The organism is Brevundimonas sp. BH3, assembly GCF_045345115.1.
In the GTDB taxonomy this organism is placed as follows: Bacteria; Pseudomonadota; Alphaproteobacteria; order Caulobacterales; family Caulobacteraceae; genus Brevundimonas.
On sequence record NZ_CP150796.1, the window covers coordinates 2,119,304 to 2,134,684 of the forward strand.

13 protein-coding genes are annotated in these 15,381 nt (G+C 55.7%); 7 read left to right on the plus strand and 6 right to left on the minus strand.

All coding sequences use genetic code 11. From position 1 onward, the window contains the following. Window positions 1-34 precede the first annotated feature (34 nt). Complete coding sequence (locus tag WEU32_RS10410; RefSeq protein WP_406851844.1) at window positions 35-727, plus strand: MgtC/SapB family protein; 693 nt, start codon at window positions 35-37, stop codon at window positions 725-727. Between the two features lie 123 nt (window positions 728-850). Here WEU32_RS10410 and WEU32_RS10415 read toward each other — a convergent pair whose 3' ends face one another. Continuing rightward, a complete protein-coding gene (locus tag WEU32_RS10415) occupies window positions 851-3,001 on the minus strand; it encodes a catalase (RefSeq protein WP_406851845.1) in 2,151 nt (716 codons plus the stop codon). A gap of 302 nt (window positions 3,002-3,303) precedes the next feature. Between WEU32_RS10415 and WEU32_RS10420 the strand changes: the two genes are divergently transcribed. From WEU32_RS10420 to WEU32_RS10440, 5 genes are all read left to right on the plus strand, one after another. Further along, window positions 3,304-3,801 carry a pyridoxamine 5'-phosphate oxidase family protein gene (locus WEU32_RS10420; RefSeq protein ID WP_312812472.1) on the plus strand — a complete coding sequence of 166 codons (498 nt, stop codon included), beginning with the start codon at window positions 3,304-3,306 and terminating at the stop codon, window positions 3,799-3,801. Between the two features lie 253 nt (window positions 3,802-4,054). Continuing rightward, the gene (locus tag WEU32_RS10425) at window positions 4,055-7,489 is read left to right on the plus strand and encodes a response regulator (protein WP_406851846.1); all 3,435 of its coding nucleotides are present in this window, start codon (window positions 4,055-4,057) and stop codon (window positions 7,487-7,489) included. Next, window positions 7,486-8,319 carry a protein-glutamate O-methyltransferase CheR gene (locus WEU32_RS10430; RefSeq protein WP_312136468.1) on the plus strand — a complete coding sequence of 278 codons (834 nt, stop codon included), beginning with the start codon at window positions 7,486-7,488 and terminating at the stop codon, window positions 8,317-8,319. Before WEU32_RS10425 ends, WEU32_RS10430 begins: the two co-directional genes overlap by 4 nt. After that, window positions 8,319-8,888, plus strand: coding sequence for a chemotaxis protein CheB (locus tag WEU32_RS10435; protein ID WP_312136466.1), 570 nt, complete (start codon window positions 8,319-8,321; stop codon window positions 8,886-8,888). The genes WEU32_RS10430 and WEU32_RS10435 overlap by 1 nt, the downstream gene beginning before the upstream one ends. Further along, window positions 8,885-10,030 carry a hybrid sensor histidine kinase/response regulator gene (locus tag WEU32_RS10440; protein ID WP_312136465.1) on the plus strand — a complete coding sequence of 382 codons (1,146 nt, stop codon included), beginning with the start codon at window positions 8,885-8,887 and terminating at the stop codon, window positions 10,028-10,030. The genes WEU32_RS10435 and WEU32_RS10440 overlap by 4 nt, the downstream gene beginning before the upstream one ends. Window positions 10,031-10,065: 35 nt before the next feature. Here the strand turns inward: WEU32_RS10440 and WEU32_RS10445 are convergent, their stop codons facing one another. Continuing rightward, window positions 10,066-10,272, minus strand: coding sequence for a CsbD family protein (locus tag WEU32_RS10445; protein WP_312136461.1), 207 nt, complete (start codon window positions 10,270-10,272; stop codon window positions 10,066-10,068). A 249-nt stretch (window positions 10,273-10,521) separates the two neighbouring features. Between WEU32_RS10445 and WEU32_RS10450 the strand changes: the two genes are divergently transcribed. After that, the gene (locus WEU32_RS10450; RefSeq protein WP_406851847.1) at window positions 10,522-11,664 is read left to right on the plus strand and encodes an NAD(P)/FAD-dependent oxidoreductase; all 1,143 of its coding nucleotides are present in this window, start codon (window positions 10,522-10,524) and stop codon (window positions 11,662-11,664) included. A 323-nt stretch (window positions 11,665-11,987) separates the two neighbouring features. Here WEU32_RS10450 and WEU32_RS10455 read toward each other — a convergent pair whose 3' ends face one another. The 4 genes from WEU32_RS10455 to WEU32_RS10470 form a co-directional block, all read right to left on the minus strand. Beyond that, entirely contained in the window at window positions 11,988-12,353 is a 366-nt protein-coding gene (locus WEU32_RS10455) for a hypothetical protein (protein ID WP_406851848.1), read from the minus strand. An 8-nt stretch (window positions 12,354-12,361) separates the two neighbouring features. Further along, complete coding sequence (locus WEU32_RS10460) at window positions 12,362-13,180, minus strand: TIGR02587 family membrane protein (protein ID WP_406851849.1); 819 nt, start codon at window positions 13,178-13,180, stop codon at window positions 12,362-12,364. Between the two features lie 8 nt (window positions 13,181-13,188). Further along, window positions 13,189-14,082: an SDR family oxidoreductase gene (locus tag WEU32_RS10465; protein WP_312136453.1), complete on the minus strand. Its 894-nt coding sequence runs from the start codon at window positions 14,080-14,082 to the stop codon at window positions 13,189-13,191. 102 nt (window positions 14,083-14,184) lie between these two features. Then, window positions 14,185-14,886, minus strand: a complete 702-nt coding sequence (locus WEU32_RS10470) for a DNA topoisomerase IB (protein WP_406853435.1) — start codon at window positions 14,884-14,886, stop codon at window positions 14,185-14,187. Window positions 14,887-15,381 lie beyond the last annotated feature (495 nt).

A 15,381-nucleotide genomic window follows, 5' to 3' on the forward strand; every position in this document is an offset into this window, starting at 1 on the left:
TTAAAACTCCACTGGTCAAATATGGAGTTCGATTATGCTGCCTTGGGACGAGATTACAGCCCCCCTTATAGGGTCATTAATTGCGGGCGGCTTGATCGGCTTGGAACGAGAATGGCGTGGTCGTCCTGCCGGATTCAGAACCCATATTCTGGTAAGTTTATCTTCCTGCCTTTTGATGCTCGCCGCTCTTCATCAAACACACTGGGCGTTTGACGACCTTCCACGCAGCAACATCATGACAGACCCTACGCGGATGGCCCATGGCGTCCTTACAGGCATAGGTTTTCTGTGCGCGGGCGTGATCTTCAGACAGGGCTTTTCGGTTCATGGCTTAACGACCGCAGCATCGCTATGGATGACCGCTGCGATAGGTCTTTTATACGGCGCTGGCTTATTCGGCTTGGCGACAACCGGAACCCTAATCACAGCGATTATCCTGATTGCCCTGAAACTGATCAGCGATCGCGTTCCCGCTCGGTTAAACGCCGATCTGCAGGTGCGCTGGAAGCGTGGAAATGATCATGGCCACAACCGTATCCGCAACATTGTGGCTCACAACAGCTACAGGGTGCAGACCATAAGATATGCTTTATCGGCAGATGGTGCGTCCGAAACCAGAAACTGGCGATTGCAACTACGAAACCGGTCCCAGCTAGAGGCACTCTCAAGCGCCCTGTCTGCCGATGATATGGTGCTTACATACCGGCTTGAAACCCACGACGATTAATGCGGGACGATCTCCTTGCATCCATTACCGTTAAAATGCGCTGTGAGGATCAGGCATTACCGCCCCAGTCGGGCGCATTCTGTGCCTCCGAATGCGCCCGCTATCTACATTCTGGGTTCCGCCTTATGGCAGATTGCGAACCTTGGACTCACGTTTCCAGTGGCGAATGGGACCAACCTTGACCATGTCCTCCCAAGGAACCACCCCTTCATCCTTTTCGACATTCGCCTTGTCCAAAAACACCTGCGTTCCCTTGCAGTGACCTATCGTTTTGCAGTGGGCATAGGCATCGGCAAACCACTGGATCGCGCCCGCATCTTTCAGCAGTTTATCCGCCGCATCGGGCATAATAATCGAAGCGATGGCATCAAACGTCACAGAGGGTGACCCCGCCAGTTGCCCATCGGCAGACAGTTCTCCACCCTTAAGCTTAAGGGTACCGATTTCCGGAGCCACCAGAAACACGGTGCCGCCCGCCTTCTCAATCTCGCCTTTCAGCTTGTCGATACCGGCCTTGTCCGATCCTTCAGCGAACAGAATGCCGACCTTACGACCCTCGAATGTTTTGCGGGCCTGTTTCTGAATCGACAGGGCATCAGAGACTTTCATGTCCACCGGTTCCTTGGCCACCTTGGCCTTGGGCGGTAATTTCATCGCCAGACCATTGGCCACGCGTTCGGCTAGGCTCTCGTCGATATTACGCAAACGCGACAGTACGCGAATGCGCACATGTTCCAACGTCACCTTGGACAACTCGAAGACAATGGCCGCGCAAATATGCGCCTGCTCGTTTTCGGTCTGAGAACGATAGAATAGGCGCGGCTGGCTATAGTGATCTGCAAAGGCCTCGGCGCGGATCCGCAGCTTTTCCGAACCGTCGTTACGTTCGTCATTGGGTGTAAACGACGTAAATCCGGTTTCCGGACAGGCACGCGGGCCTGTCGTCTCGCCCGCCTCTCCCAGTGAATTAGGCTCGTAATTGGCGCGGCCAACCGGCACCTGCGTCTGCATCATCCCGTCGCGCTGGAAGTTGTGGAACGGGCATTTGGGGGCATTAATGGGTATCTGATGGAAGTTGCTCGTCCCTAGACGTGACTTTTGCGTATCCAGATACGAGAACAACCGTCCTTGCAGCAGCGGATCATTGGTAAAATCGATACCCGGAATGATGTTGGACGGAAGGAACGCCGCCTGTTCGGTTTCCGCAAAAAAGTTATCGACATTGCGGTTCAGGGTCATACGGCCAATGACCTCGACAGGTATATCTTCCTCAGGGATCAGTTTGGTCGCATCGAGAACATCATAGGCTTGCTTGGCTGCCCAGTCCTCGTCGAAAACTTGAATACCAAGGTCCCATTGCGGATAGTCGCCATTCTCGATGGCTTCGAACAGGTCACGACGATGAAAATCGGGATCGGCCCCCGCCAGTTTCACGGCTTCATCCCATGTTGTGCTCTGAATACCCAGCACCGGCTTCCAATGGAATTTAACGAACCTGCCCTCGCCCTTCGCATTCACCATGCGGAAAGTATGCACCCCGAAACCTTCGATCATCCTTAGGGAGCGCGGTATGCCGCGATCCGACATGGCCCACATGACCGTGTGCAAGGTTTCGGGCATCAGGCTGATAAAATCCCAGAATGTATCGTGTGCCGATGCGGCCTGCGGATAACCCCGATCCGCCTCCATTTTTACGGAGTGGACAAGGTCGGGGAACTTCATGGCGTCCTGAATGAAGAATACAGGAATGTTGTTACCCACAAGGTCCCAATTGCCCTGCTCGGTATAAAGCTTGACAGCAAAGCCTCTCACATCCCTCGGCGTGTCGACCGATCCTGCCCCGCCTGCAACTGTAGAAAAGCGAACAAAAACAGGGCATTCGTTTCCGACTTTTTGAAACAGCGCCGCTTTTGTCAGATGCGGTATAGCCTGTGTCACTTCAAAAACGCCGTGTGCACCCGACCCACGGGCATGCACGATACGCTCGGGAATGCGTTCGTGATCAAAGTGGAAGATTTTCTCGCGCAGAACAAAATCTTCGAGCAGCGTCGGACCGCGCTCGCCCGCTCTCAAGCTGTTTTGATTGTCTGAAATTCGGTGGCCGAAATTATCGGTTAGATGGGTTTGGCCATCTTGATGATCGGCCTTACCTGCAACGACTTGCTGGGTTTCTCCGGCCTGACCTTCGCGTTCTTCAAAAGGCGTATGACCCGACCCCGGAGCAAATGCGTCCAGAGCATTGGTGTTACTGGGGGAAGTGTCGCGCTTAGGCATGGCTCATCTCCGCATTCAGGGGGCGAGCGTTGCGCAACAATCAGGGCCAGTGTCGATAGCCCTTCAGCAACGCCCACATCCCAAACCCCGGCCAAGAGCCTGTGTTCCATAAATACATTTTTCAGGTTCACACGGGCGATAAGCTTTGCCGTCAAAAACAATCACAGATTTGCTCAGAATGCTAAATGTCATCCAACGCGTAAATTACATCATCTAAAGTAAAGGCTCTAATTTCTATCGGAACCTACAACTTTTTCTATCGTTGAATTGTTCGTGGGCGGGTTTTTTTATGGAGATCTTTAATGACTGATACTCTGACCTCTAGGGAAGCGCAGGAAGCCTTCTGGAAGGCTTTAAAAACCAGCAATACAGGCATGCTCGGACTTGATCGTCCCGGTTATCATGCTCAACCCATGACCGCATTCCGCGATGAAGACATAGGCACGATATGGTTTTTCACCCGCAACGACACTGACTTGGCAAGAGACGTCGCCGTCGGCCAATCCGCACAGTTCACATATGGCTCGAAAGACCAAAACGTTTGGGCGTGTGTCATGGGCCGACTGTCTGCCGCTCCCCGTGATCAAGCGATTATTGACCGGTACTGGAATCCCGTTTTATCGGCCTGGTATCCAGATGGAAAAGATGACCCTCATTTGGCTTTGCTGCGCTTTGACGGTGCCGAGGGGCGCATATGGGTAAACCAAGGCGGTTTCCTGAAATTCGCGTTTGAAATTGTTAAGGCAAACATCACCGGACATACCCCTGATAGCGGTGGATCTGCCGACGTCCGACTTTAAGAAGGCCACGAAAGAGGGCAAGCGCGAAACCAAGCGCTTGCCCTCTTCTATTCTGTCGATGTCAAACGCGCGCCCGACATCGATGATGTCTTTATGTTCAAATATTTGCCGGAACTGATCCCGTTTCGAAGCGTTGCGGTTCAGCTTGAGTGGGTGACACGAACTGTTTACGCATAAAGCGAGATTCCAAGAACTTTATTCGTAACGTCTTACTGCGCCCGCGCCGTACTCGCTCTGGGGGGAGCTATTACTAATGTTCGAAAAAATCCGTCCGTCCTCCTCCTCACGCACCGAAGCGTGGGCAGCCGTCGGACTAGCGATTGTTTTGGCGTTTTTTTGTGCCACCAGCCTCATCGCCTATATGAACATTCAGGTCCTAAGGACCAACAATCAGCAGATCATGCACACTCACAGGGTCATCGTCGGCATTGATGGCCTGATGACGACCATGTTGGATGCCGAAACAGGCCAGCGCGGCTATCTGCTGACCGGCAATCCCTCATATCTTATGCCTTATGAGCGCGCGTCCCAGAGGATCGAGGAACGGCTTTCCGAACTCGCAGACCTCACCAAGGACAACCCCACTCAAACGGCCCATCTCAATCAGGCCCGCTCCCATGTTTCGATCCGCATGTCAGAGCTTAAGAACGCGCTGGAAGCCCGGCGAGAGCGAGGCGTTTCAGGAGCCGCCGAGCTGTTGAACTCCAACCGCGGCAAGGGCGAAATGGATGCGATCCGAGCTATCGTCAGCGAGATGCAGCAGGAAGAACAGCAGGTCCGCCAAGACCGGATCAAGCAGATGGAATCCGCCGCGCGTACTGCCATCATCAGCGGCGTCTTCTCGGGTCTGTTCGGTGCGTTTCTAACGGTGGTCGTCTTCCTGCTGATCCGTCGCAGTGTTCGTGAACGCGCTCGTCAGGAATGGCTGCATCAGGGTCAGGTGGGGCTGGCCACGGCCATGCTGGGTGACCAGACAATGGAGCAGTTGTCCAACAATATTCTGTCCTATCTGGCCAAATACACCGGTGCCCATGCCGGTGCCCTCTTCAAGGGCGAGGACAACATATTCCGCCGTCTGGCCATGACCGGCGTTCCCGCCAATGCCGCTGTGCCGCTACAGTTCAGCCATCGCGAAGGCCTGTTGGGCCAGGTGGCAAGCGACGGTACCCCCTTGATTATCAATGACGTGCCCGAAGGCTATCTGACCATCGGTTCAGCGCTGGGCCGGGATAATCCCCGCCACCTCATTATCGCGCCGGGCAAGGCCGATGGTTCGGTCAATGTGGTGCTGGAACTGGGCTTCCTTCAGAACATCGATGAACGTGTGCGCGCGCTACTGGATGAATCCTCATCGGCCATCGGTGCCGCCCTGCGCTCGGCCCGTTACCGTGTTCGCCTGCAGGACATGCTGGAAGAAACCCAGCGTCAGGCCGAGGAGCTACAAGTCCAGAGCGAAGAACTGCGTGTCTCCAACGAAGAACTTGAAGAGCAAGGCCGCGCTCTAAAAGAATCTCAGGTTCGCCTCGAACAGCAGCAGGCCGAACTGGAGCAGACCAACAGCCAGCTCGAAGAACAGGCCCAGATGCTGGAAACACAGCGCGACAATCTGGAACGCAACAGTGCCGAGTTGACCCTCAAGGCTCGCGAACTGGAACAGGCCAGCCAGTACAAGTCCGACTTCCTCGCCAATATGTCGCACGAGTTGCGTACGCCACTGAATTCGCTGCTGATCCTGTCCAAGCTTTTGGCGGAAAACGCCGAAGAAAATCTGACGGAACAACAGGTCAATTTTGCCAACACCATCCAGTCGTCGGGCAATGATCTGCTAAACCTGATCAACGACATTCTGGACCTGTCCAAGATCGAGGCCGGACACATCCAGGCCCGCCCCGAAGCCGTATCGATCCAGCGACTCAGCGGCGATATGAGACAGTTGTTCCAGCCCGTCGCAAACGAGCGCGGCCTGAGCTTCCAGATCGATACCGCCTCGGCAGGCAGCGAACTGGAAACAGATCGCCAACGTCTCGAACAGATCATCAAGAACCTGTTGTCGAACGCCTTCAAATTCACCGAGGCGGGCGAGGTGAAGCTAACGGTCGAAAGTGTCGGCACCGATGAAGTTGCCTTCGCAGTCTCCGACACGGGTATCGGCATTTCCCCCGAACAACAGGCGGCCGTATTTGATGCCTTCCGTCAGGCTGATGGCACCATAAGTCGCAAATACGGTGGCACGGGCCTTGGACTGTCGATTTCGCGTGAATTGGCGCGCCTGCTTGGGGGCCGGATCACACTGGAAAGCACGCCGGGCAAGGGCAGCACCTTCACCCTCATCATTCCGCGTTTGTATGATGCCGAGCAGGTCGCGCCGCGCGAGGCCCCGCTCGCCCCTGCCAAATCACCCACTCCGGCGCCAGCCCCTTCAAGCCTCGACCTGTCGCAAGAGCCGGTTCGTCCGGCTTCGCGCTCCATTGATGATGACCGCGAACACCTGACATCCACGCGCCGCGTGCTGCTGGTGGTTGAGGACGATGCACGTTTTGCCGCCATCGTGCGGGATCTTTCGCGCGAACTGGGCTTCCAGGTTCTGGTCGCTGGCACCGCTGACGAAGCTGTGCGTCTGGCCAAACGCTATCAGCCCAGTGCTGTGGTGCTGGACGTTGGCCTGCCGGACCAGTCCGGTCTGACCGTACTTGATGTGCTAAAACGCGATGACGATACCCGTCACATCCCGATCCACGTCGTCTCTGGCGAAGACCACAGCCAGACTGCTCTGTCGCTGGGTGCCATCGGCTATCTGGTCAAGCCGGTGAAGCGCGAAGATCTGGTCAATGTGCTGAAGACACTGGAAGAGAAGCTGACCCGCTCGGTCCGCCGCGTCCTGATTGTCGAGGATGATCTGGTACAGCGCGATGCTGTCGGTCGCCTATTGGCATCGGGCGATGTGGAAACTGTGGGCGTCGGCACGGCTGCCGAATGTCTGGAAAAGCTTAAGAGCCAGACCTTCGACTGTATGGTGCTGGATCTGACACTGCCTGATGCGTCCGGCTTCTCGCTGTTGGAAACGTTGAGCCGCGAGGGGACTTATGCCTTCCCGCCGGTGATTGTTTACACCGGACAGGACCTGTCACCCGATTACGAACAACAGCTGCGCCGTTATTCCAGCTCGATCATCATCAAGGGGGCCAAGTCGCCCGAACGCCTGCTAGACGAGGTTTCGCTCTTCCTGCACCAGGTCGTATCGGAACTGCCGCCCGAACAGCAGAAGATGATCCGTCAGGCCCGTCACCGCGATGCCGTGCTTGAAGATCGCCGCATCCTGATCGTCGAAGACGACGTGCGAAACGTTTATTCCCTAACCAATGTCCTCGAACCTCGTGGAGCCAAGATCGAGATTGCCCGCAACGGCAAGGAGGCATTGGACGTACTCAATAATGCAGCAGACGATCCTTCCAAGCACATCGATCTTGTCCTGATGGACGTAATGATGCCGGTGATGGACGGCCTGACGGCCACGCAGGAAATCCGCAAGGATGACCGCTTCAAATCCCTGCCGGTGCTCATGCTGACAGCCAAGGCCATGCCTGACGATCAAGAGCGATGCATGGCCGCGGGTGCCAATGACTACATGGCCAAGCCGCTGGATGTGGACAAACTGCTCTCGCTTATTCGCGTGTGGATGCCGCGTTGAGCCCTGCCCTACAGCCGTCGATAGAGGACATCGAAATCCAGCTTCTGCTGGAGGCGGTCTTCCTGCGCTATCACTATGATTTCCGGCACTATGCCCGCGCCTCGATCAAGCGACGGCTTTTACAGGCACGTCTTCATTTCGGTGTCTCTACCATCACTGCCCTTCAGGAACGCATCCTGCATGATCCCGACATGATGGGTCAGATGCTGGGCTTCCTGACGGTGCAGGTCAGCGAAATGTTCCGCGACCCATCCTATTTCCGCGCCCTGCGTGAACAGGTCCTGCCACACCTCAAGACCTATCCGTCCCTCAAGGTCTGGATCGCCGGATGCAGCACAGGTGAAGAAGTCTATTCCATGGCCATCCTCTTCAAGGAAGAAGGCCTGCTGGATCGCACCATCATCTACGCGACCGACATCAATCCTCATGCGCTGGCTGCGGCAAAAGCGGGCATCTATCCCTTGGATCGTATCCGCAAATTCACTGAAAACCACCAAAAATCTGGCGGCCGTTCGTCCCTGTCAGACTATTACACAGCCGACTATGGGCGCGCCGTTTTCGACAGCAGTCTTCGCGCCAATGTTGTCTTTTCTGATCATAGCCTGGTGTCCGACGCAGTGTTCGGTGAGATGCAGCTCATCTCGTGCCGAAACGTCATGATCTATTTCGATCGTGCACTTCAGGACCGCGCTGTGGGTTTGTTTAAAGACTCGCTGAGCCGGAACGGTTTCCTCGGCATCGGGTCCAAGGAAACCCTGCGTTTTTCGCGACATGCGGACGCCTTCAGCGATTTTGTCCTGCCAGAGAAAATTTACCGGAGGCATGACTGATGAAGGGTATTGAAGCCGTTGTCATCGGCACTTCGGCAGGCGGTGTTCAAGCCTTGCTGCAAGTCCTGCCCCAACTTCCGTCGGACTTCCCCGTGCCTGTGCTGGCTGTCATCCATATTCCAGCCGACCGTAGCAATGTGTTGGCCCCGCTGTTCGCCAGCCAGTGCAAGCTTGTTGTCAAAGAGGCAGAGGACAAGGAAACCGCAGCGCCCGGCGTCGTCTATTTCGCCCCTTCCGACTACCATCTGCTGGTCGAGGCCAATGGCGACCTTGCCCTGTCGTCGGACGAGGCTGTGAACTTCTCGCGCCCATCCATCGACATCCTTTTTGAAAGTGCCGCAGATACCTATGGCGAGGGCCTGCTGGCCATCCTGATGACAGGTGCCAATGATGATGGGGCGCGTGGTTTGAAGGCCATCGCGGCCGCTGGCGGCCACGTCATCATTGAAGACCCTGCCACCGCCTATGCCCGTGCCATGCCCGAGGCAGGCCTCAAGTTTTGCCCCAAGGCCCGGGTGGAAAGCCTGCGGGGCATTGCCGACCAGTTAAAAGCGATTGAAGCATTATGAGCACCGCAGATCAGCCGATTAACATCCTTCTGGTCGATGACCTTGAAGAGAACCTCATCGCTCTGGAGGCACTGCTGGCCAATGAGGGCGTGACCTGTCTCAAGGCACGTTCGGGAGACGAGGCTCTTGAGCTGCTGCTGGTCCACGACTTCGCACTGGCGCTTCTGGATGTGCAAATGCCAAACATGGACGGCTTCCAGCTAGCCGAGTTCATGCGCGGTAGCTCCAACGCGCGGGACATCCCCCTCATTTTCCTCACCGCCGGAAGCGCGGACATCCAGCGACGCTTCAGGGGGTATGAAGCCGGAGCTGTAGATTTTATCCAAAAGCCCATCGAGGCCGATATCCTGCGTAGCAAGGCCCGCGTTTTCATCGAGCTTTATCGAAGCAAGCGAAAGGTTTTGTCCCAGTACGAAGAACTGAAAACCTATTCGCAGACTTTGAAAGTCGCCGACCAGCGAAAGAACGAGTTCTTGGCAATTTTAGGCCACGAACTACGCAATCCAATCATGGCCCTCAATTCAGGGTTTCGTCTGCTCTCACGAACTGAGGACAGTGAACGCCAAAGCTCGATCATGAAGCTTATGCAGGTTCAGTCCCAACATCTGGCGCGATTGGTCGAAGACCTTCTGGATGTGGCGCGCATTGATCAAGGCAAGATTTCGATCAAACAAGAACGGGTCAGCCTGGAGAGCGTGGTAAACTCTGCCGTCTTCATCGCTACGCCAAAGATCGAAGCGGGCAAACACACCTTGACCGTTGATATCCCCGATGGTCCGGTCTGGTTGGCTGGCGATTTTACCCGCCTGTCCCAGATCGCCAGCAATCTGTTGACCAACGCCGCAAAGTACACGCCCGCTCACGGCAAAGTCGCTCTATCCTCCAAAATCGACGGCGATCATGTTTGTATCTCTGTTCAAGACAATGGTGTTGGCATTCCAGAGACAATCCGAGAGCGGATTTTCGACCTTTTTGCACAAGAGAACGGACCGGATGATCGCGCCCGCGAGGGCTTGGGCATTGGCTTGGCGCTCGTCAAAAAACTTGTCGAAATGCACGACGGCACCATTGAGGTTGCCAGCGAAGGCGCGGGCAAGGGCAGTTGCTTCACTGTTCGACTGCCCATCATGGACACGCTTTAAACGAAAGGCCCGCCTAAGCGGGCCTTTCCTTTATTTTAAGCTTGGGTCTTGAACCAGTCATCCACCTGCTTTTGCGCCGTGGCCTGATCCGTACCATAATGCTGTTGAATGCGGCCTTCGAGTTCTTGGCGGTTGCCCTTGATTTGGGTCAGATCATCATCAGTGAGCTTACCCCACTGTTGCTTCACCTTTCCCGAAAACTCGTTCCAATTGCCTTCAACTTTATTTTTCCAATCGGCCATTTCAGTGACTCCTTAATGGCCCCCACAGTGAAATACTTAACGTAACGTAATCTTTATTGTTCCCGCCATCAGGTCAACTAAGCGTGAGGAACGGCTGCATTCTCGTCTCTAGGGAACACCCGATGCGTGTCGAGCCTTTAGCTTTCGATGACATCAGCAACTGAAGAAACAGATCTAAGAACCGGCCATACCCTATGGGAGGCATCATCCGGTTTAGGGTTAGATTACGCACCTCTTGAAGGCAGCGTAGTGACTGATATCGCAATAGTCGGCGCAGGCATCACCGGAGCCTTCATGGCCCATGCCCTCTCGGCATCCAGCGAGGCCTTCAAACGGGAATGGGGATACCCTCCGTCGATCACGGTGTTGGATCGCCGACGCCCCCTTTCGGGTTCAACCCTTGCCTCGACCGCCCTGTTGCAATGGGAAATTGACCTCCCGCTTGTGCATCTTGCCAAGAAGATTGGGCATGCCAACGCCTCACGCGCTTATCGCCGCTGCTTTCAGGCACTTTCAGACTTGTCGCACTTGATAAAAGCCGAAAACATTCGTTGCGCCTTTGAAGAGCGCTCGACACTTTATTTGGCAGGCGATCAATATGGGGCCCGTGCCTTGGCTAAAGAGGCCGAAGAAAGAGCCAGGCTTGACCTGCCAAGCACCTTTCTCAATGCGCAAGAACTCGCTGAACAGTTCGGCATCAAACGGACCGGCGCAATATTCAGCCTGAAATCAGCATCCGCTAATCCAGGGCAACTTGCCGCCGGACTTATGCGGCGTGCCCTCGCAAACGGCATCACGCTGTATTCCCCTGTCGAGGTGGTCGATGTTCTGGCCGATCCTTCAGGCGTCAGTTTAAAAATGGACAATGGCCATGTTGTGAGGGCCAAAAAGGTCGTCTTTTGCACAGGATACGAACTGCCCGAAATGGTTTCGATCCCCAAGGCCGATATCCTGTCCACCTGGGCGATTGCCTCGGATAAATCAGCAACCATGCCGGCTTGGATGAAAGACACGATGGTTTGGGAAGCGTCAGATCCCTACCTCTATTTCCGCGCTACGCCGGACGGGAGGATCGTTTTGGGGGGCGAGGACGCGGACGATCCACTTGCACACACCCAAAAATCCTTGCTTCAGACCAAAGCCAAAACCCTCCAGAACAAGCTGAAATCTCTAATTCCCGAGATTGAGTTCCAGACAGAATACAAATGGGCCGGGGCGTTCGGAAACAGCACGACGGGGCTGCCCTTCATTGCTCCGGCAAGATCGATGGACAATGTCTGGGCCGTAGCTGGACTGGGCGGAAACGGCATCACCTATTCGGTTATTGCCAGCCAGATCGTGAAGGCGTCCTTCTGCGGAAAAACGGACCCTGACGCCGACCTTTACCTCTGAGGACGTCATTGCGTGCGCTCGCCCTTCCGGTTGAGCCGTCGATTTATTGGAACGAAATGGCTTCCAAGGGCGTCCTTTAGGGTACGGCAGGTCACGTTCATGCCGCCCCTAAACCTGTATTTAAAGAGAAATCCAATGCCCAAACAATCTCCAGGTCGCACACGCAACGGTGCCTCGCCAGTCACCAAGTCAACGCCGGATTCATCTGAAAAGAAGGCTCAAAAGACCCAAGCCGAGTCTCGCAAACGCGCGGGTCCTGACGGTCCCGATGCCGAGGTAGTGGGTAACACATTCAAGCGGCAAACGCCGTCCAACCGACCGCTTTAAGGATAAATCCAGCTGTCGATTGCGATTGTAACCTCGCCCTCGCTCGGAACACGGATAACAACATGCCTGTTTCCCCGCGCTGGGACATAGTCGATTACAGCCTGAACAGCTTCTTCAGAAGTTTTAGCCGTGACAGTGACCTCGGAAGCTGTGCGTCCGCCTCGGTTTTCAACTTGTACGGTAAGTTGGCGACCACCCACACTCAACACCGTATCCACCACCTGCGCCGATAGCTCGGCTCTATCGCGGCCTTTTAGGCTTTCTAATGCCAGTACTGCCGCGCACGCGAAGACAATCATCACGCCCAGAATGGCGATTACACCCTGCACTCGCTCAGTGCGGCGTCTTGGCCTGCGCTTCAAGCCCAGCCTCATACCAAAAGCCTCGCTGCGGCTGCACCTAAGGACGCAGGAAATGCCAACACGACCGTATTGGCCATAACTGCGCCCGCGCCATGCGCATCATTCATACCCAGAAGCGCCAAGATACCCATGCTTGACAACAGGCAAATGGCATAGCCCGGTACAGTAAAATGCAGCAAAGCGCCCAATGGCGTCTCCTGCTCTTCCTGGCCTGCAAAGCCAACCTCGAAGACAAAGATGTGGAGCAGCAACATCGACAACCCCATCACCGCTAATGCCATTTCCGGTCCAATCCGGTAGGCTACAAGCTGCATCTCTTCAGTGGGGGCGAGGTTTAGCGCCAGAAAAAGCGCGCCAGCCATCATCAGAAACAGTTCTCCCAGATAGTCGCCTTTGCGAATGCTTTCCTGCCTGCCGTCTGCCGCCAACTGTTTACGCGCTAACAAGGCTCCAATGGCTGCGGGAACCAATTGCAGGGTCAACTGTCCGATGGCTATTCGCGGATTTCCGAGTTCCCAAGCGCCCGTCAAAACCAACAATATTGCCGCCGTCACAGCCGCGACGAAAAAGGCAACGGCCACTTCGAGAACATTGTCCCACCGGCCACGTCTGTCCGTAAAACCGGCATAATGGGCGAGACCGTAAAGCACGGGCAGACTGACAAGCAGAAAAAGTAACTGGCGCCACGGCTCCAGTGTCATTCCCAGTTCCCACATCTCCATCGTCATCAACAACGGGAGCGAAAACAATAGGGCACCCCCGAAGGCCCGCCCTAGATCGCGCAGATAAGTTGCGCGCCCCCTATGCTTGGCTTGGTTGCGCCTCATAACGCGAACTAGCCAATACCCGCGCCACCGGTCACACCCCACACTTCGCCGGTGACAAAACTGGCTTCCTGCGACGCCAGCAGGACATAGACGGGCGCAATCTCGACAGGCTGTCCGGGCCTGCCAAAGGCACTATGGGCACCGAAATTCCTGACTTTTTCGTCGGGTTGGCCCCCGCTGGGCTGAAGCACGGTCCAGAACGGCCCCGGAGCGACCGCGTTGACGCGAATGCCACGCTCGATAGCCTGTTTTGCCAACGCCTTTGTATAGGTCACTATGCCGCCCTTGGTAGTCGCATAGTCCAACAGGATGTCACTGGGTTCATAGGCCTGAATAGACGCCGTCGTAATTATTGCAGCCCCCGCCGGCATGACCGGCATCGCCGCCTGACATAGCCAGTGCAAGGCATACAGGTTGGTCTTCATTGTCGCGTCAAAATCGCGGGTGGAAAATTCCGACAGATCGTCGCGGTATTGTTGACGGCCCGCATTGACCACGAGGATATCCAGCCCGCCGAACGCTTCAACGGTTCGAGCGACCATGGTTTCATTCCAAGTCTCGTCTCGCACATCACCCGCCAATGCCAGAGCTTTTACACCCTCTGCTTCGATCAGCTTGATGACTTCAGCCGCATCCGCTTCCTCTGATGGCAGATAGGCTATCGCGACATCGGCCCCTTCCCTCGCAAAGCCTATGGCCACGGCACGTCCTATGCCGGAATCGCCACCGGTGATCAGGGCACGACGCCCTGCCAATCGACCATGACCACGATAGCTGGTCTCGCCGTGATCGGGCAAAGGTGTCATGCGCTTTGCCAAACCCGGCGCGGCCTGTTCCTGATCGGGAAATGGAGGCCGAGGATATTGATAACGCGGATCCTGCATCGATGACCGGTTCTCCATGGTATAATATCTCCCTAGATGAGCGGCTTGGGTGAACCTATAACAATCCGGCAAGCACACCCATGTTCCCGGAGACCTGTCTCAATCCTTCAGTGCCTCTAGTCAGTTCTCGGCAGCTAAAGCCCTAGCCAAGGCGCACTCGAAAGATTTGGCCGATGTGCGCGGTAAGGCAGCGGATATCTCACCGCGCTCGAACAATTCGACAACGCGCGGGTGCACATAGGCACTGCGACAGACCGCCAGCGTATTACCCAGCAAGGATGCCGCCTCGCGGATGCAGGTATTGGCCTTTCGCTTCGCATCCGCAGCCGAACTAGGCGGATCGGTGTCGCACAGGGCGCGCGCCACACACACAGTCGCTGCCCATGTGCGAAAATCCTTGGCCGAGAACGCCTCGCCCATATTTTCTTGGATGAAGGCATTGATGTCGCCGGATGTAACGGCGTGAAATTGTCCCTCGTCATCGACATACTGGAACAGGGTTTGGCCGGGTAATTCACTCAGCCGCCGCACACCTGCGGCCAATCGACGATCCTGCACATTCAGATCATGGATAATCCCGCTTTTGCCGCGAAATTTTAGACGCAACTCGGTGCCGCTGACCTCGATATGACGTTTACGCAGGGTCGTTAGCCCAAAGCTGCGGTTTTCGCGCGAATAACGGGCATTGCCCACGCGGATCAAGCTCAACTCCAACAAACGCATCGCCGTAGCCACGACCTTTTCCTGATCGAATTTACGTCGAGCAAGAGCTTTCTCTATGGCCGCCTCGAGCTTGGGAAGAGCCGCAGCAAAAGCAGGCATACGCGCAAACTTGTTCTCTGACTGGGCTTTGGTCCAATCAGGGTGATAGCGATATTGCTTTCGCCCGCGCGCATCGCGACCTGTCGCTTGAATGTGACCGTTGTTGTGCGGGCAAATCCAAACCTGTGTCCACGCCGGTGGAATGGCCAGGGCGCGTATTCGTCCCAACACCTTTTCATCTGTGACGCGGGTTCCGTCAGGCTTTACATAAAAGAAGCCTCGACCTGCACGCTTGCGGCGGATGCCCTCTATTTCATCCGAACACCACCGAAGTCCGGCAGGTATGTTTTCTGTATCAGTCGCATCGCTCTGCAAGTCCGCTCATCCCGCCTTGCGTGTGCGCAACAGATTCAGATGACCTTGCCAACTGGGTCTGGGGGCCATGGATGCACCTCGTTTGTGAACAGCCTGACCAACGCGGCCTTGTCCCAAACGGGTGTTATGCAAAACGGTTCGATTAACCGCAGACTTCCATGTCACCGCTGTCGACATCTA

Bases quoted from the DNA above. Each gene is read 5' to 3' on its own strand.
- WEU32_RS10420 (WP_312812472.1), top strand. From the start codon at position 3,304: ATGACTGATACTCTGACCTCTAGGGAAGCGCAGGAAGCCTTCTGGAAG.
- WEU32_RS10470 (WP_406853435.1), bottom strand. From the start codon at position 14,886: ATGCCTGCTTTTGCTGCGGCTCTTCCCAAGCTCGAGGCGGCCATAGAG.
- WEU32_RS10410 (WP_406851844.1), top strand. From the start codon at position 35: ATGCTGCCTTGGGACGAGATTACAGCCCCCCTTATAGGGTCATTAATT.
- WEU32_RS10440 (WP_312136465.1), top strand. From the start codon at position 8,885: ATGAGCACCGCAGATCAGCCGATTAACATCCTTCTGGTCGATGACCTT.
- WEU32_RS10435 (WP_312136466.1), top strand. From the start codon at position 8,319: ATGAAGGGTATTGAAGCCGTTGTCATCGGCACTTCGGCAGGCGGTGTT.
- WEU32_RS10425 (WP_406851846.1), top strand. From the start codon at position 4,055: ATGTTCGAAAAAATCCGTCCGTCCTCCTCCTCACGCACCGAAGCGTGG.
- WEU32_RS10445 (WP_312136461.1), bottom strand. From the start codon at position 10,272: ATGGCCGATTGGAAAAATAAAGTTGAAGGCAATTGGAACGAGTTTTCG.
- WEU32_RS10460 (WP_406851849.1), bottom strand. From the start codon at position 13,180: ATGAGGCGCAACCAAGCCAAGCATAGGGGGCGCGCAACTTATCTGCGC.
- WEU32_RS10415 (WP_406851845.1), bottom strand. From the start codon at position 3,001: ATGCCTAAGCGCGACACTTCCCCCAGTAACACCAATGCTCTGGACGCA.
- WEU32_RS10465 (WP_312136453.1), bottom strand. From the start codon at position 14,082: ATGGAGAACCGGTCATCGATGCAGGATCCGCGTTATCAATATCCTCGG.